At 74.0% G+C, this 20,249-nt stretch carries 21 protein-coding genes and 1 pseudogene; 12 read left to right on the top strand and 10 right to left on the bottom strand.

Annotated features, from left to right (window positions below; genetic code table 11):
* Nucleotides 1-129: 129 nt before the first annotated feature.
* Nucleotides 130-343: pseudogene (locus ACQ614_RS03270) on the top strand (ATP-binding protein); the annotation flags it as partial.
* Between the two features lie 134 nt (nucleotides 344-477).
* Here the strand turns inward: ACQ614_RS03270 and ACQ614_RS03265 are convergent.
* The gene (locus tag ACQ614_RS03265) at nucleotides 478-1,128 is read right to left on the bottom strand and encodes an Rv1733c family protein (RefSeq protein WP_431676622.1); all 651 of its coding nucleotides are present in this window, start codon (nucleotides 1,126-1,128) and stop codon (nucleotides 478-480) included.
* Between the two features lie 50 nt (nucleotides 1,129-1,178).
* On the bottom strand, nucleotides 1,179-2,054 hold the full coding sequence (locus ACQ614_RS03260) for a universal stress protein (RefSeq protein ID WP_431676621.1): 876 nt from the start codon (nucleotides 2,052-2,054) through the stop codon (nucleotides 1,179-1,181).
* Between the two features lie 455 nt (nucleotides 2,055-2,509).
* Between ACQ614_RS03260 and ACQ614_RS03255 the strand changes: the two genes are divergently transcribed.
* The 8 genes from ACQ614_RS03255 to ACQ614_RS03220 all read left to right on the top strand — a co-directional run bounded on the left by ACQ614_RS03255 (nucleotide 2,510) and on the right by ACQ614_RS03220 (nucleotide 10,018).
* Nucleotides 2,510-3,922 carry an amino acid permease gene (locus tag ACQ614_RS03255; RefSeq protein ID WP_431683812.1) on the top strand — a complete coding sequence of 471 codons (1,413 nt, stop codon included), beginning with the start codon at nucleotides 2,510-2,512 and terminating at the stop codon, nucleotides 3,920-3,922.
* Nucleotides 3,923-3,937: 15 nt separating this feature from the next.
* Nucleotides 3,938-5,161 carry an arginine deiminase gene (locus ACQ614_RS03250; RefSeq protein ID WP_431676620.1) on the top strand — a complete coding sequence of 408 codons (1,224 nt, stop codon included), beginning with the start codon at nucleotides 3,938-3,940 and terminating at the stop codon, nucleotides 5,159-5,161.
* Between the two features lie 23 nt (nucleotides 5,162-5,184).
* Entirely contained in the window at nucleotides 5,185-6,192 is a 1,008-nt protein-coding gene (argF, locus tag ACQ614_RS03245; RefSeq protein WP_431676619.1) for an ornithine carbamoyltransferase, read from the top strand.
* A 2-nt stretch (nucleotides 6,193-6,194) separates the two neighbouring features.
* On the top strand, nucleotides 6,195-7,172 hold the full coding sequence (locus ACQ614_RS03240) for a carbamate kinase (protein WP_431676618.1): 978 nt from the start codon (nucleotides 6,195-6,197) through the stop codon (nucleotides 7,170-7,172).
* 22 nt (nucleotides 7,173-7,194) lie between these two features.
* On the top strand, nucleotides 7,195-7,980 hold the full coding sequence (locus ACQ614_RS03235) for a ribosome hibernation promotion factor (protein WP_431676617.1): 786 nt from the start codon (nucleotides 7,195-7,197) through the stop codon (nucleotides 7,978-7,980).
* A 188-nt stretch (nucleotides 7,981-8,168) separates the two neighbouring features.
* A complete protein-coding gene (locus tag ACQ614_RS03230) occupies nucleotides 8,169-8,615 on the top strand; it encodes a universal stress protein (RefSeq protein ID WP_431676616.1) in 447 nt (148 codons plus the stop codon).
* A gap of 73 nt (nucleotides 8,616-8,688) precedes the next feature.
* Nucleotides 8,689-9,363, top strand: a complete 675-nt coding sequence (locus ACQ614_RS03225; protein WP_431676615.1) for a CBS domain-containing protein — start codon at nucleotides 8,689-8,691, stop codon at nucleotides 9,361-9,363.
* A gap of 109 nt (nucleotides 9,364-9,472) precedes the next feature.
* Nucleotides 9,473-10,018 (top strand): hypothetical protein, encoded by a 546-nt coding sequence (locus tag ACQ614_RS03220; protein WP_431676614.1) that lies wholly within the window; start codon nucleotides 9,473-9,475, stop codon nucleotides 10,016-10,018.
* 74 nt (nucleotides 10,019-10,092) lie between these two features.
* Here the strand turns inward: ACQ614_RS03220 and ACQ614_RS03215 are convergent, their stop codons facing one another.
* Complete coding sequence (locus ACQ614_RS03215; protein ID WP_431676613.1) at nucleotides 10,093-10,686, bottom strand: hypothetical protein; 594 nt, start codon at nucleotides 10,684-10,686, stop codon at nucleotides 10,093-10,095.
* 250 nt (nucleotides 10,687-10,936) lie between these two features.
* The gene (locus ACQ614_RS03210) at nucleotides 10,937-11,479 is read right to left on the bottom strand and encodes a SixA phosphatase family protein (RefSeq protein ID WP_431676612.1); all 543 of its coding nucleotides are present in this window, start codon (nucleotides 11,477-11,479) and stop codon (nucleotides 10,937-10,939) included.
* Between the two features lie 165 nt (nucleotides 11,480-11,644).
* Between ACQ614_RS03210 and ACQ614_RS03205 the strand changes: the two genes are divergently transcribed.
* The 3 genes from ACQ614_RS03205 (at nucleotide 11,645) to ACQ614_RS03195 (ending at nucleotide 14,589) form a co-directional block, all read left to right on the top strand.
* Nucleotides 11,645-11,887 (top strand): ferredoxin, encoded by a 243-nt coding sequence (locus ACQ614_RS03205; RefSeq protein ID WP_431676611.1) that lies wholly within the window; start codon nucleotides 11,645-11,647, stop codon nucleotides 11,885-11,887.
* A complete protein-coding gene (locus tag ACQ614_RS03200) occupies nucleotides 11,884-13,278 on the top strand; it encodes an NAD(P)/FAD-dependent oxidoreductase (protein WP_431676610.1) in 1,395 nt (464 codons plus the stop codon). Before ACQ614_RS03205 ends, ACQ614_RS03200 begins: the two co-directional genes overlap by 4 nt.
* A 75-nt stretch (nucleotides 13,279-13,353) precedes the next feature.
* Nucleotides 13,354-14,589: a cytochrome P450 gene (locus ACQ614_RS03195; RefSeq protein ID WP_431676609.1), complete on the top strand. Its 1,236-nt coding sequence runs from the start codon at nucleotides 13,354-13,356 to the stop codon at nucleotides 14,587-14,589.
* A 99-nt stretch (nucleotides 14,590-14,688) separates the two neighbouring features.
* Here the strand turns inward: ACQ614_RS03195 and ACQ614_RS03190 are convergent, their stop codons facing one another.
* From ACQ614_RS03190 to ACQ614_RS03165, 6 genes are all read right to left on the bottom strand, one after another.
* Complete coding sequence (locus ACQ614_RS03190) at nucleotides 14,689-15,348, bottom strand: LURP-one-related/scramblase family protein (protein ID WP_431676608.1); 660 nt, start codon at nucleotides 15,346-15,348, stop codon at nucleotides 14,689-14,691.
* Between the two features lie 56 nt (nucleotides 15,349-15,404).
* Entirely contained in the window at nucleotides 15,405-16,094 is a 690-nt protein-coding gene (locus tag ACQ614_RS03185; RefSeq protein WP_431676607.1) for a TetR/AcrR family transcriptional regulator, read from the bottom strand.
* A gap of 33 nt (nucleotides 16,095-16,127) precedes the next feature.
* Entirely contained in the window at nucleotides 16,128-17,279 is a 1,152-nt protein-coding gene (locus tag ACQ614_RS03180) for an FAD-dependent oxidoreductase (RefSeq protein WP_431676606.1), read from the bottom strand.
* 133 nt (nucleotides 17,280-17,412) lie between these two features.
* Complete coding sequence (locus ACQ614_RS03175) at nucleotides 17,413-18,624, bottom strand: sensor histidine kinase (protein WP_431676605.1); 1,212 nt, start codon at nucleotides 18,622-18,624, stop codon at nucleotides 17,413-17,415.
* Nucleotides 18,621-19,328 (bottom strand): two-component system response regulator CseB, encoded by a 708-nt coding sequence (cseB, locus tag ACQ614_RS03170; protein ID WP_431676604.1) that lies wholly within the window; start codon nucleotides 19,326-19,328, stop codon nucleotides 18,621-18,623. The genes ACQ614_RS03175 and cseB overlap by 4 nt, the downstream gene beginning before the upstream one ends.
* Before the next feature lie 26 nt (nucleotides 19,329-19,354).
* On the bottom strand, nucleotides 19,355-20,185 hold the full coding sequence (locus tag ACQ614_RS03165; RefSeq protein WP_431676603.1) for a hypothetical protein: 831 nt from the start codon (nucleotides 20,183-20,185) through the stop codon (nucleotides 19,355-19,357).
* Nucleotides 20,186-20,249 lie beyond the last annotated feature (64 nt).

Genomic DNA, 20,249 nt, shown 5'->3' with positions numbered 1-20,249 from the left:
AACGCCGTGCCTCCCACGACCTGCACCACCTGCTGGAGCACGCCTCTCGATCGGCCCGCCGCCGTACCGGTGACCAGGTACGCACGGTGCCGCTCGCCGAGGTCCGGGTCGGCGACCTGCTGGCCGTGGGCCCGGGCCGGCCGGGTCGAGGTCTCCCTCCGGGCCACCGGCACGCAGGTGGTGCTCGCCGTGCAGGACGACGGCGTCGGCATCCCCGAGCAGGGGCGGCGCAGTGGCCTGCGGAACATGGCGGAGCGTGCGGAGAACCTCGGTGGACTGCTCGAACTGTCCTCTCCGGCCGGGAGGCACCCACCTGGTCTGGTCGGCCCCGCTGGGGCGCTGAGCACGCCGGTCCACCGACAACGGCGGCCTGAACGCGCCGCTCGACCGGTCGGCCCTCTTCGCCCGGCGACGTGCCCGACCGTGCACCTCGGTGACGGCCCGTTCGGTCGGCCCCCGACCCGGGGCGGTGCCTGCTCAGTCGCGACGGACGTCGCCGTTGCGGGGCTTGCGGGCGGCGCGTCCGGTCCAGACCGGTTCGAACTCGGCCCAGGACTGCTGCCAGGCAGCGTCGGCCCGGCGGTTCAGGCCGGTCAGCCGGAGGCCGAGACCGCAGGCGACGGGGGCGAGCAGTCCGCCGAGGACGAGCAGGCCGGAGCTCACGGCGCCGGGGAGCAGCTCGGCGGTGCTCGGTGGGGCAGTGGCGAGCCGGCCGGTGTCGTCGACCCAGACGGCGGTGGTGGAGCCTGCCCGGGCCCACCGGGCCAGACCGACCGTGCCGGTGTTGGGCTGTCCGGAGGGGTAGGTCCATGCCGCGGCGGCCCGGTAGCGGTCGGTCTGCGCGTCGGGGGTGCCGGCCGTGGAGCGGGCCGCGGTGAGCAGGACCGCGTCGACGCGGTGCAGGCGGGATGCCGCCGCCTCGGCGCGGCGTTCGGCCGTACCGAGGTCGGCCCTGGCGAACGCGGCACCGAGCACCGCCGCCAGGCCGACCACCAGCGCGGCGAGGACCAGTGAGCGGCTGCGGGCCCGGTCCACCGCCCGCGCCAGGTCGTTGTGCTCTGTGCCGAGGGCCCGGCACAGGTGCCTGCGCCATGGGCGGGGGATGCGGGTGCGGCGCGTGCCGGCCATCGGGAACTCCTCTACGGATGGGTACGTGCTCGGGAGCGGGCGGACATGCCCTAGCCGTGGGGGACCACCGCAACCGGGGCGGCGGAGTGGTGGAGCACGGCGTGGGCGACGGAACCGAGCCGTATCCCCACGGGGTGGTGGCGGTCGCGGCGGCCGACGACGACGAGGTCGGCCCCGGCGGAGGCGGCCACCACGGCGTGGGCCGCCCCGCCGAGCCGGGTTTCGGCGACCAGGTCGACGTCCGGGTGAGCGGCGTGTGCCCCGGCGAGCGCCTTGGCGAGGGCGGCCTGCTCGGTGGCCTCCCGGGTGGTGGCGTTCACCTGCGGCGGCACCCAGCCGGCGGCCGTCCATGCGGGCACCAGGTCCCAGCCGTGGACCGCGCGCAGCCGTGCTCCGCGTCGGGCGGCCTCGGCGAAGGCGAAGTCCAGCACGGCCTCCGATGCGTGGTGGCCGTCCACGCCGACGACGATCTCCCGACGGGCCGGTCCGGCGTCCTCCGGCTCGGCGGTGCCGTTCGATCGGACCAGGACCAGCGGGACGTCCACGCGGGCCGCCACCGCGAGACCGACCGAGCCGACCAGCAGCCCGGCGAAGCCGCCGAGCCCGCGCGAACCGAGAACGAGCAGCTCCTGGCCCTTGGCGGCCGAGAGCAGGGCGTCGGCCGGGTCCTCGTCGACCACGGCGGTCTCGACGAGCAGACCGGGGTGGGCCCGGCGGACCCGTTCGGCGGTCTCGGCCAGGGCACGCAGCGCGGCCGGGCGCAGGTCCGAGGCGAGGGAGCCGTGGGCGTACGCGGTGTCCGGCCAGGGCCGTGCGTGCAGGATCCGCAGGCCGGTGCCGCGGCGGACGGCCTCCTCGGCGGCCCACCGCACCGCCGACTCGCTCCGGGGCGATCCGTCGGTCCCGGTCAGAACCCAGCGCGTCATCTCTTTCCTCCTGTGGCGATCGGGCGGTGTGCGGCCGGAACCGTTGTCGATCCTGCGCCCTGAGAACTCTGTCGGCGTCGACCCGGCGGGCACAGGGACCGACCGGGCCAAGGAGAGGGCCAGTGGTCCCTGACGGCCCCGCAATCCCGGGACCGGCCGGCCTCCGGCGGTCGACCTCCCGTCGGTCGGACCGCCCGTGCGGGACCACCGGGGCCCGGAGGCGGGACTGACGGCCGGTCGGACAGGGACCGACGGTCCCTGGGAACGGACCCGGCCGCGCTCGGAGGATCTTCACCGTGAGCGACGGGCCGACCGGTGCCGTCCGTTCGCCCGAGCAGATCGCAAAGGAGCGCCTGATGTCGATACACGGCAGCGCAGAGTCCCGACCGCCGAACACACATGACGGTCCGTCCGGACCGGCCGGCGGCTTCGGCCTGCCGACCGCGACCGCACTGGTGGTCGGCAGCATCATCGGCACCGGCGTGTTCGCACTGCCGTCCGCGCTCGCCCCGTACGGGCCGATCGCGCTGGTGGCGTTCGTCCTGGTGACGCTCGGGGCGCTGGCGCTGGCGGTGACGTTCGGCCGGCTGTCGGAGCGGGTGCCGGGCAGCGGCGGGCCGTACGTCTACGCCCGGGAGGCTTTCGGCGAGTTCGCCGGATTCCTGACGGCGTGGTCGTACTGGATCACCGCCTGGGCCGGGAACGCGGCCATCGCGGTGGCCTGGGTGGGGTACGTCGAGGTGTTCGTCAACAAGGGCCACCACACCTGGGGTTCGATCGCGATCGCGCTGGTCGGCCTGTGGGTGCCCGCGATCGTCAACCTGACCGGCGCCCGCACCATCGGCGCGTTCCAGGTCGTCACCACGGTGCTGAAGTTCCTGCCGCTGGCGTTCATGGCGACGGCCGGTCTGCTGTTCGTGGAGCCGGGGAACTTCGGCGCCTTCAACGCGAGCGGCACCTCGGCGCTCGGAGCGGTCTCGGCGGCAGGTGCGATCGCGCTGTTCAGCTACATCGGCCTGGAGACCGCCTCGGTGGCCGCCGGCCGGGTCCGCGAACCGAGACGCAACGTCCCGCGGGCCACGCTGTACGGAACGCTGGCCTGCGCCGCGATCTACCTGCTCGGCACCCTGGCGGTCTTCGGAGCCGTGCCGCACGCCGAACTCGGCGCCTCCACCGCGCCGTTCACCGACGCGATGAACAACATCGCGGGCGGCCACTGGGCCGGGAACCTGGTCGCCGCCGCCGCGATCGTCTCCGGCATCGGCGCGCTCAACGGCTGGACCCTGATCTGCGCCGAGATGCCGCTGGCCGCCGCGCGCGACGGACTCTTCCCGGAGGCCTTCGGCAAGGTCCGCGGCCGCGGCGAGGTCCCGGCCTTCGGCATCGTCTCGGCGACCGTGCTCGCCTCCGCCCTCACCGTGATCAGCTACACCCGGTTCACCGAGGTGTTCACCGGAATCGTGCTGCTCAGCGTCCTGACCGCGGTCATCCCCTACCTGGTCTCGGCCGCCGCCCAGCTCCACCGGCTGGTCCAGCACGGCCGTGAGGAGACCAACCGGCGCCGTTTCGCCCGGGACGTGACCGTCACCGTCCTGGCCCTCGCATTCTCGTACTGGTCGATCCAGGGCAGTGGCTACCAGACCGTCTACTACGGCCTGTTCACCGTTCTGATCGGCATCCCGGTCTACATCTGGCTGAAGCGCCCGCACGGCGACGCCGCCGGAACGGACGCCGTCACCGCAACGCCGCTCGCCGAGACCGGCGGGGCCCCGCACGACCGGCCGCTGCCCGCGGCGGCCCGCACCACTCGCCACGCGGGCCTGCCGACCGTCCTCCGCCGCGCGCTGATGCCGCGCCACCAGCACTGAGACCAAGGAGCACCCATGTCCACCCTCCGTGTCGACTCGGAAGCCGGCAAGCTGCGCCAGGTCGTCCTTCACCGCCCGGGCCTGGAACTCACCCGGCTCACCCCCGGCAACGTCGACGAGCTGCTCTTCGACGACATCCTGTGGGTCAAGCGGGCCCGCGAGGAACACGACGCCTTCGCCCAGGTGCTGCGCGACCACGGGGTGCGCGTGCACCACTACGCCGACCTGCTCGCCGAGACCCTCGAACTGGCTCCGGCACGTGCCTGGCTGCTCGGACAGGTCGTCACCCCCGGCACCGTCGGACCGGCCCTGGTGGAACCCGTCCACGAACTGTGCGGTCAGCTGGACGGCACCACCCTCGCCGAGTACCTGATCGGAGGCGTCCTCAAGGACGACCTGCCGATCCGCAAGCCGCACAGCCTGCTCTGGGACACGCTGGGCGACCAGGACTTCGCCCTGGCGCCACTGCCCAACCACCTCTTCCCCCGCGACAACTCCTGCTGGGTCGGTGCCCGCTACAGCCTCAACCCGATGGCCAGGCCCGCCCGCCGTCGGGAGACCCTGCACACCGCCGCGATCTACCGCTTCCACCCGCTGTTCGCCGAGACCGTGCCACCGCTGATGGACGGCACCGACGCCGTCCCGGGCATCAGCCTGGAAGGCGGTGACGTCCACGTGCTCGCCCCGGGCGTGGTCATGGTCGGCATGGGGGAGCGCACCACCGCCCAGGCCGTCGAAGCCCTGGCCCAGCAGCTCTTCCTGACCGGAACCGCCTACCGGCTGATCGCCGTCCGGCTGCCCGAGAGCCGCGCGTTCATGCACCTCGACACCGTCATGACGATGATCGACAAGGACGCCTTCGCCGTCCACCCGGGTCTGGCGGACGGTCTGCGCTCGTGGACCCTCACCCCTGCCCCCGAGCGGCCCAGCGGCTTCGAAGTCACCCCGGACGCCGACCTGGCGGCCTCCCTCGCCGAGTCGCTCGGCGTGGACAAGGTGCGCTTCCTGTCCGCCGAGCAGGACGTCCGGGCGGCCGAGCGGGAGCAGTGGGACGACGGCAGCAACTTCCTCGCCCTCGAACCCGGCGTCGTCGTCGGCTACGAGCGCAACACCACCACCAACACCCACCTGCGCAAGCAGGGCATCGAGATCGTCACCGTCGCCGGCTCCGAGCTCGGCCGCGGGCGCGGCGGCCCGCGCTGCATGAGCTGCCCGATCCAGCGCGACCCCGCCAACTGACCGGCCCCGAGGAGCAACCCGTCATGACCGTCGACCTGCACGGCCGCCACTACCTGAGCGAGTTCGACTTCACCGCGACCGAGATCCACCACCTGCTGGACCTCGCCGCCGAGCTGAAGGCCGCCCGGCGGGCCGGTACCGAGACCCAGCGGCTGACCGGCCGCCGGCTCGCCCTGATCTTCGAGAAGAACTCCACCCGTACCCGCTGCGCCTTCGAGGTCGCCGCCGCCGACCAGGGCGCCACCACCACCTACCTCGGCCCCGACAGCTCCCACATCGGGCACAAGGAGTCGGTCGCCGACACCGCCCGAGTACTGGGCCGGATGTACGACGGCATCGAGTACCGCGGCTCCGCCCAGGAGACCGTCACCGAACTCGCCGCGCACGCGGGCGTCCCCGTCTACAACGGCCTCACCGACCAGTGCCACCCGACCCAGAGCCTGTGCGACGTCTTCACCATGCGTGAGCACAGCGGCAAGCCGCTGGAGCAGATCTCCTTCTGCTACCTCGGCGACGCCCGCAACAACACCGCCAACTCGCTGCTGGCGATGGGCAGCCTGCTCGGGATGGACGTCCGCGTCGCCGCACCGCGAGAGCTGTGGCCGGACCCGACGCTGGTGTCGGAGTGCCTCCTGCTCGGCCGGGCAAGCGGCGCCCGGTTCACCCTCACCGACCAGGTGGCGGAGGCCGTGCGCGGCGCGGACCACCTCTACACCGACGTCTGGCTCTCGATGGGCGAGGACCACCGCCTCTGGAAGGAGCGAATCGACCTGCTGCTGCCGTACCAGGTCAACACCCAGGCGATGGCCGCGACCGGCAACCCGGACACCGCCTTCCTGCACTGCCTGCCCGCCCTACACGACCGCCGGACCGACCTCGGCACCGAACTCGCCGAGCAGCACGGACCGGACGGCGGCCTCGAAGTCACCGACGAGGTGTTCGAGTCGCCCGCCTCGCTGGTCTTCGAGCAGGCCGAGAACCGGATGCACACCATCAAGGCGATCCTCGTCGCCACCCTCGGGAGGGACTGACCATGCGCATCGTCGCCGCCCTCGGCGGGAACGCCCTGCTCCGGCGCGGGGAGCACCCCGACGCCGCCGTCCAGCAGAAACACGTCCACGACGCCGCCCGATCGCTCGCCGAACTCGTCCTCGCCGGGAACGAAGTGGTGATCACCCACGGCAGCGGTCCGCAGGTCGGCCTGCTCGCCGCCGAGAGCGAGGCCGACCCGGCGCTGGCCGCGCCCTATCCGCTGGACGTCGTCGGGGCCGAGACCCAGGGCATGATCGGCACCCTGCTCGCCCGCGAACTGGCCTCCCGCCTGCCCGGGCGGAACGTGACCGCGCTGATCACCCACACCGAGGTCGACCCGCACGATCCGGCGTTCCGGCGGCCGGGCAAGTTCGTCGGAGGACACCTCACCGATCGTCAGGCCAGGCTGATGGAGGCCGAACGGGGCTGGACGACCGCCCGCGACGGCGTCCGGCTGCGCCGCACGGTGCCCTCGCCCCGGCCGGTCGCGATCACCGAAATGCCGGCGATCCGGGCGCTGCTCGCCGCCGGATCCGTGGTCATCGCCGCCGGAGGCGGCGGCATCCCGGTCGTCCGCGACCCCGACACCGGACGCGTCCGCGGCGTCGAGGCCGTGGTCGACAAGGACCTCACCGCCGCCCTGCTCGCCGATCGGCTCGACGCGGACGCCCTGCTGATCCTCACCGACGTCACCCACGTGTTCACCCGCTTCGGCGCCGCCCACCCGGGCCCGATCACCGACGTCACCCCCGACCGGCTGCGCGAACTCGACCTGCCCGAAGGATCGATGCGGCCCAAGGCCGAGGCCGCGGCCGCCTTCGCCGACCACGCCGGGCGCGTCGCCGTGATCGGACCGATGGACGACGCCCTCGGCGCGCTCCTCGGCACCACCGGCACCACCGTCCGCGCGCTGCCGCCGGGACCCGCAGCCCCGGCCCCGGCAGCACCCCGCCCGCCGGCGCCCCGAACCGCAGCCTGAACCCACCACGAAGGGAACCCTGATGAACCGACTGCAGATCCGGCCCGCCACCGGCGTCCAGGTGGAGACCCGCGGCGAGGTCACCCTGGCCGCGCCCGACTACGCCAGGACGAAGCTGCTCGCCGTACTGGACCGGCTGGACGAGCCGGTCCTCGCCGCCCGGGTCAAGCTCACCCAGGAGCCCAACCACGCGGTGGCCAGGCCCTCCGTCGCCCAGGCCGTCGTCGACGTCAACGGCAGGCCGGTGCGGGCCCACGTGGCGGCCGGCACCATGCAGGAGGCGATCGACCTGCTCCAGGACCGGCTGAACGCCAGGATCGCCCGCGTCCGCCGCCATCGGGACCACCACCGCCACCACGGGACGGCCCCGGACGCCGGGGGCGACCGCACCGGGCGCGGGCACCGTCCGCAGCGCCACGAGCGCCACAGCGAGGACCGGCGGATCGTGCGGCACAAGTCCTACAGCCTGGCGAGGCAGACCGCCTGGGAGGCGGTGCTCGAACTGGAGGCGATGGACTACGACTTCCATCTGTTCACCGACGCCGCGACCGGCTTCGACAGCGTGGTCCACCGGGACACCGACGACGACGGGTACCGGCTGGCCACGACCCGCCTGCAGGCCGAGCCGGTGCCGGGGCTGCCGACGAGCACCGTCGGCTCGCCGGAGCTCACCGTCACCGAAGCCCTCACGCGGCTCGACCTCGGCGGCCTGCCGTTCGTGTTCTTCACCGATGCCGCGACCGGCCGCGGCAACGTGCTCTACCACCGCTACGACGGCCACTACGGCCTGATCACTCCGGTGCTGTAGGGCCGGAGCGCGGCGCGCCGGTGGCGGAGGCCCGTGGACCCCGCGCGGTGGGCCCGGGCGGTCCCGTCACCGGCGCGGGACAACGGGCCGGGCTGAAGGTCCCGGCGATGCGGGCCCGCAGGGCCCTCACCAACCACCGCCGGACAAGCGATGGTTGAGGAAATCGGACACGACAGGGAGAGAAAGCCATGAGTGAGCGGACCGGATCGGGGCGACGGATCGTGGTCGGTGTCGACGGATCACCCGCCTCGATCGACGCCTTGCGGTGGGCCCTCGAACAGGCCCGTCCGCAGGGTGCCGTGGTCGAGGCGCTGACCGCCTGGCAGTACCCGGTGGCCACCGGCTGGACCGTCCCGGTCGAAGTGGACCAGGACCTCGCCGGCATGGCACGCAAGACGCTGGAGGAGAGCATCGCGTCGGCGGCCGGAGCGGTCGACCCGGTCGAGGTCCGTACCGTCGTGGTGGAGGGCGGCGCCGTGCAGTGCCTGCTCGACGCGGCCCGCGGTGCCGACCTCCTCGTGGTCGGAAGCCGGGGACTCGGTGGGTTCACCGGCGCGCTGCTGGGATCGGTCAGTCAGCACTGCGTGCAGCATGCGCCGTGCCCCGTGGTCGTGATCCGCCACCCCAAGCCCTGATCCCGGCGTACGGCCCCAGCACGCCCGCGGCGCCCGTCCGGGCCCGCCCGAATCGGAAAGGAGCACCGTCCCCATGCGGCACCGCATCGTAGGAGAGCTGATGACCTCCGCCGTCGTCCATGTACCGCCCGGCACCGGCTTCAAGGAGATCGCCCGGCTCCTGGCCGAGCACGACATCACCTCCGTACCCGTACTCGACCACGAGGACCGGCCGATCGGCCTGGTCTCCGAGGCCGACCTGCTGCTCAACGAAGCCGCCCAGGAGGATCCCGCAGGCCTGCTGCTCACCCCGCACCTGGAGCCCCGTGAACGCGCGCGCAGCAGGGCCACCACGGCAGCAGGTTTGATGACCAGTCCGGTGGTGTGCGCCCGGCCCGAGTGGACCGTCGTCGAGGCCGTCCGGCTGATGCAGGGCAAGCGGCTCAAGCGGCTGCCGGTCGTGGACGAGGCGGGACGACTCGTCGGCATCGTCAGCAGCAGTGACCTGCTGCGCGTCTTCCTCCGCCACGACCGGGCGATCCGGGAGGAGATCCGCCGTGACGTCCTCCGCAATACCCTGGACATCGACCCGGACACGCTTGACGTCCAGGTGCACGACGGGCTCGTCACCCTGGTCGGCACCGTCGAACACCGCGGCCAGGTCCCGATGGTGGAGCGGCTGTGCCGGAGCGTGGACGGCGTCATCGGCGTGACCAGCCACCTCGGCCACCGGACGGACGACACCGTCGTTCCCGACCCGACCCGCTGATTGCGTGCCCGGCAGGAGCGGGTGCCGCTAAGGTGCGCGCATGCGTTCGAATGCCCAGGAATGGGATCTTGAGAGGTTCGGTCCCGGCGCCCGCCGATGGCTGGCAGGCGTGTCCGTGGCACTTTTCGTGGTGGTGCTGCTGGTGGTGGTCCCCGGGCTGTGGCGCTGGCTGGACAGCGCCCCGCTGCTGGGGGCGGCGTCGGCGGCGGTGCCCCTGGAGGGCGGCACCCGCTGGGGAAGGTTGTACAGTGCCGCCTACTTCCTCTCCCTCGCCCCGGCGCTGGCTGCTGTCGGCGGGTACGTGTCCTGGGCAGCCTTCCGTAAGTCCGGCAACCGGATGCCCACGCTCCTCCTGGTCGCCGTCGGCGCCCTGGTCGTCAGCCAGTGCGGGTTCGTCACCGCGGGCTGGGGAGAGCCCGCCACCGGGAACGCGCTGGCCGAGAGTCTGGACCGGGCAGGCATCAGCCTGTGGGGCCACGATGTCATCGAGCGCGGCTGGTACGTCGGCTATGCAGCACTGGCCGCCGGCTTCGGAGCCGCCGTATTCGCTTCGACCCGGGCCGCTCACCGACGCACGTGGTTCGCTGTGCTCTTGATCCCCGCCGTGGTACTGCCGTGGCTGCTGCTGTCCGGCCCTCACCTGTCCTGGCCCTGACCGTCGGCCGTCACTGCACCGGAGCCACGGCAGCGGGCTGACCCCGGCACGGCCGATGCCGGTGGCGACGGTGGTCAGAAGCGGATGTCCGGTGCCTGGAGCACCACGCGCAGCAGCTCGTCGGCGCGGTCCACGCCGACCTCGTGGCGGAGCCACACATTGTGGCGCGGATCGGCGTCGGGGCCGTCGCTGATCATCACCCAGAGCAGCAGCCCCCACAGCACGGTGGGCGCGTGGCCCTCCAACTGGAGCCCGAGGCCGACGGGGACGGCCGCACCGATCCGGGGCGGTGGTGGTGCGTCGAAGTCGGGAACGGCGAAGTCCGAGGCGTCGTGGCCGGCGAGGACGAGCGGGCTGTCGGTGACCTTGAGCCAGTGCACGCTGATCCCGTCGGCGACCCGCTCCAGCGCGATGGCCAGCCAGCCGCGGACCATCTCCTCCGGGTCGTCCAGCCAACTCAGCGGCCCGTACGGGTCGGTGACCCGCAGCAGGTCGTCCTTGGGCGGTCCGAAGCGCTCGTTCTCCACGGGGCCTTCGAGCACCTCGCCGTTGACATCCAGCCGCCACCAGCGCCGGACGGACTCCGGGGGAGCCCAGGTGTCCGAGGAGTACTCCCCGGCGACCTCGTAGACCCACCGGCTGCCGTCCTCCCCGTCGCCGACCGGCATCGGCCCGTCCTGCGGTCCGGTCGGCCTCGGCGCCCCCGCGGGAGGCACGGGCTTCACCGCAGGAGGCACGGGCTTCACCGCATCCTGCACGGCGCCGTGGGCCGACCGTTTCCTCCGCCCGAAGATCCCCATCCCCGCCCCCCTTGCCAGGCCCGCCGCCGCGGCGGGCGCGGGAGTCATCCTTCCCCCGGCGCAGGCCCGCCAGACGAACGGAACCACGGCCGCCGCTTCCGGCCCTGGGGTGCGGGCGTCAGCCGCGGGGGACGGTGAAGGCGAGCAGGCGGGCGGTGCCCTCGGCGGTGCGGCGCCACGGGCCGCCGAGTCCGAGCACGGCGATGCCGCTGGTGGGGTACTTGGCCTGGAGCCGTTCCATGTCGTCGCCGCTGCTGCTGTCGTCACCCGCCCCGGCGGTCATCAGCAGCACGAGCTCCTGCACCCCGGGCATGTGCCCGACCAGCAGGACGGTGCCGAGCGCCGGGTCGAGGCCGCGGATGACGTCGAGCAGTTCCTCCGCCTCGGCCGCGTAGATCCGCTCGTCGAAGACCGTGGGCGGCGCCCCGTCCCACTGCTCGGCGGCCAGGCCGAGGGTCTGCCGCGTCCGCAGGGCGGGCGAGCACACCACGGCATCCGGTACGAGGCCCTGCTCGCGCAGCCACCGGCCGGCCGCCGGTGCGTCCCGCAGGCCCCGCGGGCCGAGCGGGCGGCGGGCATCCGCCACACCCTCGGGCCAGGCGGACTTCGCGTGCCGCAGCACGACCAGCGTTCGGGCTTCGGGGGACTCGGGCGCGCTCACACCCCGCATCCTCCCCCGCGGGCACCCGGGACGGCCAGCACCGGAACGGACCGGCGCGGCGGACGGCCGGGGACGGCCGGTCACCCTCCGGGCAGCTCCGACGCGCACGACCGCGCGCCCTGCCCGAGGCTGGCAGAGAACGTGCCCCCTCGAAAGGCGGAGCCGATGAGGCTGGTGGTCGACCTCAACCGCTGCCAGGGATACGCGCAATGCGCCTTCCTCGCCCCGGACGTCTTCACCATGCACGGAGACGAGGCCCTCCTCTACAACCCGTACGCCGATCCGGACCAGAAGGAGAAGCTGGAGAGGGCCGTCGCGGCCTGCCCCGTCCAGGCGATCCTGCTGGACGACCGCGACGACCTGCCCGAGCCGGCCCGTGCCGGGGCCGCGGAAGGGGGCGCGCGGTGAACGGCGACTCCTACGTCGAGCGGCTCAGGCGCGAGGGCCGCATCGTGGTCGTCGGCGCCTCCCTCGCGGGCCTGCGGGCCGCCGAGACGCTCCGGGAGAAGGGCTTCACCGGCTCGCTGACCATGGTCGGCGACGAGCCCCACGAGCCGTACGACCGGCCGCCGCTGTCCAAGCAGGTGCTGCTGGGCAAGGCGTCCGCCGAGCACACCGCGCTGCCCCGGCGGCGCGACCTGGACGCCGAGTGGCGGCTCGGCTGTGCGGCCACCGGCCTGGACATGGCCGCCCGGAAGGTCAAGCTCGCCGACGGCGACGAGCTCGAGTACGACCGGCTGCTGATCGCGACCGGTGTCCGGGCCCGCCCGTGGTTCCACCCGGCCGAGGCCGAACTCGACGGCGTCTTCGTGCTGCGCGGCCGCGACGACGCGGCGCGACTGCACCGCCGGCTGGAGGACGGCACCCGCCGGGTGCTGGTGATCGGGGCGGGCTTCACCGGCTCGGAGATCGCCTCCGCCTGCCGGGAGCGGGACCTCCCGGTGACCGTCGCCGAACGCGGCGCCTCCCCCCTGGTGGGAGCCCTCGGCGGAGTGATCGGCGAGGTGGCCACCGGGATGCACCTCGACCACGGCGTCGACCTGCGCTGCGGCGTCATGGTGACCGCCCTGGAGGGGGACGCGGCCGGCAGGGTGCGCGCCGCCCACCTGTCCGACGGCGCCACCGTCGAGGCCGACGTGGTCGTCGTCTCGCTCGGTGCCACCCGCAACACCGAGTGGCTGGCCGGCTCCGGGCTGGGCGCCGGCCCCCGCGGCATCGCCTGCGACGCGGGCTGCCGGGCCTTCGACGTCCGCGGCATCGTCACCGACGACGTGTTCGTGGCCGGCGACGTGGCCCGGTCCCCGCACCCGCTGTTCGGCTATCAGTTCCTGTCCCTGGAGCACTGGGGCAATGCCGTCGCCCAGGCCGAGATCGCCGCGCACAACATGATCAGCGCTTCGACCGACCGCCTCCCGCACCTGTGGGTGCCGGCCTTCTGGTCCTCCCAGTTCGGGGTCAACATCAAGTCCGTGGGAGTGCCCTCGATGGGCGAGGAGATCCTCGTCACCCAGGGCTCGCTCGAGGAGCGCCGGTTCACCGCCGTCTACGGCCACCAGGGGCGCGTCATCGGCGCGGTCACCTTCGACCACGGCCGCTGGCTCCAGTTCTACCAGCGGCAGATCGAGTCGATCGCACCCTTCCCCCCGCCGTACCCCACGGTGGACCGGCGTTCCGAAGGACGGAAGCCCGTCCCCGCCGCCTTCCCCGACCCGTCCGTGCCCACGCACGGCCCGACGGTCAGCGTCAGCGGCTACTCCCCGGCCGACCAGCGGATCACCTTCACCCCCGCCCGGGCGTGACCCGCGCCGGCCCCGGCACACCGCCCGGGTCGACGCCCACCACCGGCCCACCGAGGACCCGTACAAGGACCCGCCATGACACACGCCCCGCTCGCGCAGCAGATCACCGACTACGCCAACCGCGCCGACCCGTACCCCGTCTACGCGGAGCTGCGGAAGAACCCGGTGCACCGGGAGGGGAACGGCCCGTTCGTGGTCAGCACCTACTGGGACATCCAGGGCCTCCTCCACGACCCGCGGATCAGCTCCGAGCGGCGCAACCGGGCCGATGCCGCCGACTCCGGGCTGCCGGAGGAGGAGGGGGGCGACGACGTGCTGCCGCCGAACTTCCTGCGGCTGGACCCGCCCGAGCACGACCGGCAGCGCGCGATGACCAACCGGCCCTTCGGCCCGCCGCACAGCCCCCGCCGCATCGACGGCATGCGCGGCGAACTGCACACCATCGTCACCGGCCTGATCGACGGTCTGGAGGGCGACACCATCGACCTGGTCGACCGGTTCTCCTACCCCTTCCCCGTCACCGTGATCTGCCGGCTCCTCGGCGTCCCCCGCGAGGACGAGCCGCAGTTCCACGGCTGGGCCGACACCCTCGTCAGCACGCTCGACCCGCGGCCCGACCAGGACTCCGCCGAGCGCCTCAAGGTCGCCAAGGACGCCCGGATGCAGCTCGGGATGTACCTGGCCGGGCTGATCGAGGACCGCCGCAAGTCGCCCGGTGACGACATGCTCTCCCAACTCGTCGCCGGCCACGGGCCCGACGGCCCCATGAGCACCATGGAGGTGCTCAGCACCGCCGCCCTGCTGCTCATCGCCGGCCACGAGACGACGGTCAACCTCATCACCAACGGCATGCTCACCCTGCTGCGCCACCCGGACGTCCTGCAGCGGCTGCGCGACGAGCCGCGCCTGGCCGTGCCGATCGTCGAGGAACTGCTGCGGTACGAGCCGCCCGTGCAGCTGCTGCCCAACCGCACCCCCATCACCGACATCGAGATCCGCGGCGTCACCATCCCCAAGGGCTCGGCGATGTGGCTCGTCCTGGCGTCGGGCAACCGCGACCCCGAGCGGTTCGAGAACCCGGACCGGTTCGACCCCGACCGCAAGGACATCCAGCACCTCGGGCTCGGCAGCGGCATCCACAGCTGCTTCGGTGCCCCGCTCGCCCGCCTGGAGACCCAGATCGCCCTGGTCGAACTCGCCCGCCGGCTCGACAACCCGCGACTCGTCGACGACCCGCCCCCGTACCGTCGGAACGCCGTCCTCCGCGGCCCCCGCCACCTGCGGATCGCCATCGACGGCGTACGGCCGTAGGGCGCCTCCGCCCACGGCAACCCCGTGCCCGGCACGACTGCGGCGCCGGACCGGCATCGACACGGACTCCGCGGTGCCGGAAGCGGGTTCGCTCGACTCTCAGTCGCCGGGGTGGGCCATGGAGTCGATGGCGACGGTCGCCGCGAGGACGGTGGGGTGGTCGGCGCCGGGGCCGATGTTCACGCCGTAGGTGTCCCGGATCCGGAACCACTTCTTGGAGACTTCGGCGATCTTGTAGCCGTCGCGCTCGATGGTGTACTCGTGGTCGACGACGTTGCCCTCGACGGAGAGTTCGTCGCCGTCCTCCTGCTTGATGGTCCAGCGGTTGCGGAGCGGGCTGATCATGGCCTTCTTGACGACGGCGACCCGGTGGCCCTCGCCGTCCTCGATCGCCATCGAGTCCTTGATCCGCATCGGCCGGCTCTGGACGGTCGCGACCCGGTGGCCCTCTCGGTCCTCCAGGTGGTAGGTGCGGCGGGCGCGCAGCGCCTTGCCGTCCACCTTGTAGACGTGCTCCCCGGAGTCGTTGTCGATCCAGTAGTCGTCCCCGATGGAGACCATCTTCTGCTGCATGCGGTAGTGGGTCACCCCGTCGCCGTGGTCGAAGGCCCGGTTGGCCTCCCGGCGCTCCCGTCGGTCGTGGAACATGGTGCCGTCCTTTCCGCCCTCACCGCCCCGTGCGGCGGTGTGCGAGGAGCCGGCCGGACGCCGCGGGGCGGGAGCCGCCGGCGGCAGGTCCGGCCGGGCGTCCTGCGCCATGCCTTCAGTATGGGTCGGCATCCGGGCGCCCGCGGCACCGGAAGGCAGGACGGCGGTCAGGCGGTCCGGGGCGTGGCCAGGGTGCCGTTGATGACCGCGCGGAACGTCCAGGCCAGGCGCTCCTCGGGGGTGCCGGAGACGAGGTCCGCGCCCAGGGCGGCGATCCGCGGGTGCGAGTCGGCGGACACCGCCCCGAGGGCTCCCATCAGGGCGCGGTGGTCGGACTCGGCGGCGGTGTCGTGGTCGCGGGCGGACTGCTCGGCCGCGGTGGCGGTGGCCACCTGCAGCAGCACGTCCACGCCCCAGGCGGCCTGTGCGTCCGGGACCCCGCCCTCGTGGAGCAGGGCGAGGACGGCCTCGGCCAGGGCCAGGTAGTTCGGGCCGAACGGCCTCGCCAGCAGGGCGGAGTGGGCGAGCGCCGGGTGCCGGAACAGCACCTGGGTGTAGGAGCCGAGGACGGCGGTGAGCCGCTCGCGCCAGTCGCCGTCCGCGGTGGCCGGGCCCAGGTCCACCGCGCCGAGGAACTCCTCCAGGATGGCGGCGTGCAGGTCGGCCGTACTGGAGACGTAGACGTACAGCGAGGCCGGACCGGTGTCGAGCTCCTGCGCCAGGCGGCGCATGGTGACCTTCTGCAGCCCCTCGGCCTCCATCAGCCGTACGGCTGCGGCGACGATGCCCCGGTGGGTGAGGGCGGGCTTGGCCGGCCGTTCGCGGCGGCTGCGGGGGCGAGGGCTGGGCGTACTCATGCCCCCACCGTAGCGAGCCGTGTTCGTGACGAACTAGTTCGCTCCGTCCGGGGCGTGCGCCGCGAACTGCTCGAGCAGGCCCTGGAGGCCGTCCGGGCCGAACATCATGGCCATGCTGGCGGCGGACATCTCCGCCGAGGCCGCGCTGCGGGGGAAGAGTTCCTGCTCGTAGGCGGCGAGGGCGGCCTCGGTGTCGCCGGGGTGGGCGGCGAGCGCCTTCCCCAGCTCGGCGCCGTCCAGCATCGCGAGGTTGGCGCCCTCGCCGGCGAACGGGGACATCAGGTGCGCGGCGTCGCCGAGCAGCGTCACGCCGGGCGTGCGGTCCCACCGGTGACCGGCCGGCAGGGCGTGGATGCGGCGGCCGACCAGCGTGCCGTCCGCGTCGGCCACCAGGGCCCGCAGGCTCTCGCCCCAGCCGTCGAACTCGGCCAGGACGGCCCGCTTGGCGGCGGGCGTGTCGGCGAGGTCCAGGCCGTCCAGCCAGCCCTCCGCGGCCTGCAGCGCCGCGTAGACGTGGACGCTGCCGTCGGGCTCGCGGTGCGCGAGGAAGCCCTTCCCCTCGCCCACCGAGAGGAAGAAGCCGCCGCCGACCAGGGCGGCCACGGCGGGGTGGCGGGCCTCGGCCTCGCGGAGGTCGGCCTCCACGAAGGACATGCCCGTGTACGCGGGGACCGCCGCGGACAGCAGCGGGCGGACCCGCGACCACGCCCCGTCGGCCCCCACCAGCAGGTCCGCGGTCACCGCGGTGCCGTCGGCGAACTCCACCTCGTGCCGGCCGGTGGCGAGGGCCCGGACGGCCACCGCCTTCCTGCCCCAGCGCACCGTCCCGGGCGCCAGCGACGCCAGCAGCAGGTCGCGCAGGTGGCTGCGGTCCACCTCCGGGCGGCCGCCCGCGCCGTCGTCCGCCCGGTCCAGGCGCACCGTGCCGTCCGGAGCCACCACCCGCAGCGCCTCCCCGCCCTCGTGGACGAGCGTGCGGAAGCCCTCGTACAGGCCGGCGGCGTGCAGGGCCTGCTGGCCGGACTCCTCGTGGATGTCGAGCATGCCGCCCTGGCTCCGCGCCTCCGGCGAGGCCTCCAGGTCGAAGACGGCCGCCTGCAGGCCGTTCACCTGCAGGACGCGCGCCAGGGTGAGGCCACCGAGCCCGGCGCCCAGGACGACGAGGGGAAAGTGCTGGTCCGACATACTGCTCCTCCTTCGGGCGGCGAGGCGTCCACGCCGGGCGCCCCTGCGTTCGAGCGTAACGAACATGTTCGTAACGAACAAGTTCGTCAATGCGAACGCCGCCCGGGCCGGGATCGCGGCTGCCCGGCCGGGTTCAGCGGGCGCGGGGGAGGTGGAGCTCGGCGACGGCGCCGCCGTCGGGGTGGTTGCGCAGGCGGAGGGCGATGCCGACGGCCTCGGCGTGGCCCTGGGCGATGGTGAGGCCCAGGCCGTGGCCGTGGCCGCGTTCCTGGGCGCCGGTACGGAAGCGCTGCGGGCCGTCGCGGAGGACCTCCTCCGGGTAGCCGGGCCCGTGGTCGCGGACGGTGACGACCGACCCCTCCACCCGGACGGCGACCGGGGGCGCGCCGTGCCGATGGGCGTTGGCGACCAGGTTGGCGAGGATCCGGTCGAGGCGGCGCTGGTCGGTGGTGACCACGGCGTCGGCCGCGACCACCAGCTCGACCGGGCGTCCGGCGGCGGCCGCCGTACGGGCCACCAGGTGCGCCAGCGGCAGGTCGGCGAAGTCGGGCGTCTCCGCGTTGGCGTCCAGCCGGGAGACCTCCAGCAGGTCCTCGGTGAGGTCGCGCAGGGTCCGGACGCGGTTGCGCACCAGCTCGGTCGGACGCCCGTCCGGCAGGAGTTCGGAGGCGGTGAGCAGGCCGGTCAGCGGCGTCCGCAGCTCGTGCGCGACATCGGCGGTGAAGCGCTGCTCGTTCTCCAGCCGGCGGCGCAGGGCGGCGGCCATCGAGTCGACGGCGGCGGCCAGTTCGAACACCTCGTCGCGGGGACGGCCGAGCGGCCCGATCCGGGCGTCCAGGTCGCCGGCGGCGATCGTACGGGCGGTGCGGGCGGCGGTGCGCAGCCGGTGGCTGATCCGGTCCGCGGCGAGCACCCCGGCCAGCACGGTGACGACGACGGACAGCGCGGCGGCGATCTGCACCGCGCGGTCCAGGTCGGCGACGGCCTGCTCGTCGCCGGTGAAGTCCAGCCGGACGGAGACGACGTGGCCGCCGACCCCGGCCGCCGCCCACATCGCCCTGCCCTCCGGGCTCGGGCCGAGCACCGAGCCCTGCCGGCCGCGTCCGGCCAGCGCCCGCAGCTCGGCCGGCACCGCCGGGTCGTCCATCGCCGCGTGCCAGCCGCCGACCAGCTCACCGGAGCGGTCGTAGCCGGTCAGCACGGCGTCCAGGGCCGCCTCGGCGGAGGCGCGGGCCTGGTCGGTGTGCTGGTCGACGGACGCCCGGTGGACCAGCACGGCGACCGTCAGCGCGACCAGGCAGGAGACCAGCGCGATGACGGCGGCGATCTGCCGGCGGAGCGTCACGGCACCCGCCTGAGCCGGTAGCCGAAGCCGCGGACGGTCTCGATCCGGCCCGCCCCGATCTTGGCGCGCAGCCGCTGCACATGGACGTCCACCACACGGCTGTCGGCGTCCCAGGAGTAGTCCCACACCCGGGACAGCAGGGTCTGCCGTTCCATCAGCACGCCCGGCGCCGCGGTGAACTCGAGCAGCAGCCGCAGCTCGGTCGGGGTGAGCGGCACGGGTGCGCCGGCCACCCTGACCTCCATGGCGTCGGTGTCCACCTCCAGGTCGTCGATCACCCGCACCGCGGAGCGCCCCGGCGGGGGCGCCTCCGCGACCGTCTCCGGCACCGGCGCGGGTACCGGACCGGTGCGCCGCAGCACCGTCCGGATGCGGGCCACCAGGACGGCGATCTCGAAGGGCTTCACCACGTAGTCGTCCGCGCCCGCCTCCAGACCGGAGACGACGTCGACGGCCTCCGTCCGGGCCGACATCATCAGCACCGGCAGGCTGCTCTCCTCACGGATGCGGCGGCACAGGCCGACACCGTCGAGCAGCGGCAGCATCACGTCGATCAGCACCAGGTCGGGCGGCGCGGCGCGGAACCGCTCCAGCCCCTGGAGGCCGTCCGCGGCCGTGTCGACCGGGAAGCCGTACCGCTCCAGCGCCATCTGGGTCGCCTCGCGGATCACCTCGTCGTCCTCGACGAGCAGGATGCGGGGCATGGGCGGAGGGGGCGTCGGCGGGGCCGTCATCGCTGCCTCGTCGGGGTCGGACGGACGGGGGAGGGGACCGCCGACGGCGCGGCGCGCCGCCCGTCGGGGCCGACCGGCGGATCGTCCGCGGCGGTGGGCCGGGCGGACGGCAGGGTGGGCTCGGGGGTCGGGCAGCCGACCGCGCCGTCGGCGGGCCCGCTCCAGACGGTCTGCCGGTCGACGAAGGCCATCCGCACCGACTCCCAGCGGTAGGTGCTGGTGGTGCGGGCGAGCGGCCCGTTCGGCTCGTGCACGACGAGGTCCCGGCCGACCGTGTCGGCGGTGAACCCGGCCTGCACGGAGACCGACAGCGCCGGCAGGACCTGTCCGTCCCGCGCGGTGTAGACGCGGAGCGTGGCCCACCGCAGGCCGGCCGCGGGCATCAGCACGGCCGTGATCAGCTCCGGCCGGCCGTCGCCGCTGAGGTCCCGGTAGCGGGCGGGCTGCACCGTGCAGCCGGTACAACCGCCCGACAGGGCGCGCTGCTCGAGGTCGCTGAGCCCGGGATCGTGGGACAGCACCGCCTTGGCGTCGAGCTGCCCGAGCCCGTCGGCCGGCGCCGCCAGCCCCGGCAGCGGGGACGGCGGGGGTTCCTCCGTGGCCGACCGGGTCGCCGCCGGCGCGGTCGTGGCCGCCGCCGGCCACAGCGGCTCGGGGCTCGGGTGGTCCGCGACCTGCCGGGCCGGCCCGGCGTCGTGCAGGGTGCCCGGGCTGTCGCAGCCGGCGAGCAGCAGGACCGCCGCGAGGGCGGCGGCGACCGCCGCGGCGGCCCCGGCCGCCCGGGAGGTGCGCCCGGTGAGGGCGGTGGGAGCTGTCCGTTTCCTCACGCGGAGCGGTGCCTTTCCATGACGGCCCGTCGGGACTTCCGGCGGGGCCTGACAGTCTGCCCCA

Source organism: Kitasatospora dryopteridis (assembly GCF_050749075.1).
Classification (GTDB): Bacteria; Actinomycetota; Actinomycetes; order Streptomycetales; family Streptomycetaceae; genus Kitasatospora.
This window is presented reverse-complemented; position numbering and strand designations above follow the sequence as displayed.

Coding starts and splice junctions, on each gene's coding strand:
- ACQ614_RS03265 (WP_431676622.1), bottom strand. CDS start 1,128: ATGGCCGGCACGCGCCGCACCCGCATCCCCCGCCCATGGCGCAGGCAC.
- ACQ614_RS03260 (WP_431676621.1), bottom strand. CDS start 2,054: ATGACGCGCTGGGTTCTGACCGGGACCGACGGATCGCCCCGGAGCGAG.
- ACQ614_RS03250 (WP_431676620.1), top strand. CDS start 3,938: ATGTCCACCCTCCGTGTCGACTCGGAAGCCGGCAAGCTGCGCCAGGTC.
- argF (WP_431676619.1), top strand. CDS start 5,185: ATGACCGTCGACCTGCACGGCCGCCACTACCTGAGCGAGTTCGACTTC.
- ACQ614_RS03240 (WP_431676618.1), top strand. CDS start 6,195: ATGCGCATCGTCGCCGCCCTCGGCGGGAACGCCCTGCTCCGGCGCGGG.
- ACQ614_RS03235 (WP_431676617.1), top strand. CDS start 7,195: ATGAACCGACTGCAGATCCGGCCCGCCACCGGCGTCCAGGTGGAGACC.
- ACQ614_RS03230 (WP_431676616.1), top strand. CDS start 8,169: ATGAGTGAGCGGACCGGATCGGGGCGACGGATCGTGGTCGGTGTCGAC.
- ACQ614_RS03225 (WP_431676615.1), top strand. CDS start 8,689: ATGCGGCACCGCATCGTAGGAGAGCTGATGACCTCCGCCGTCGTCCAT.
- ACQ614_RS03215 (WP_431676613.1), bottom strand. CDS start 10,686: ATGCCGGTCGGCGACGGGGAGGACGGCAGCCGGTGGGTCTACGAGGTC.
- ACQ614_RS03205 (WP_431676611.1), top strand. CDS start 11,645: ATGAGGCTGGTGGTCGACCTCAACCGCTGCCAGGGATACGCGCAATGC.
- ACQ614_RS03195 (WP_431676609.1), top strand. CDS start 13,354: ATGACACACGCCCCGCTCGCGCAGCAGATCACCGACTACGCCAACCGC.
- ACQ614_RS03190 (WP_431676608.1), bottom strand. CDS start 15,348: ATGGCGCAGGACGCCCGGCCGGACCTGCCGCCGGCGGCTCCCGCCCCG.
- ACQ614_RS03185 (WP_431676607.1), bottom strand. CDS start 16,094: ATGAGTACGCCCAGCCCTCGCCCCCGCAGCCGCCGCGAACGGCCGGCC.
- ACQ614_RS03180 (WP_431676606.1), bottom strand. CDS start 17,279: ATGTCGGACCAGCACTTTCCCCTCGTCGTCCTGGGCGCCGGGCTCGGT.
- cseB (WP_431676604.1), bottom strand. CDS start 19,328: ATGCCCCGCATCCTGCTCGTCGAGGACGACGAGGTGATCCGCGAGGCG.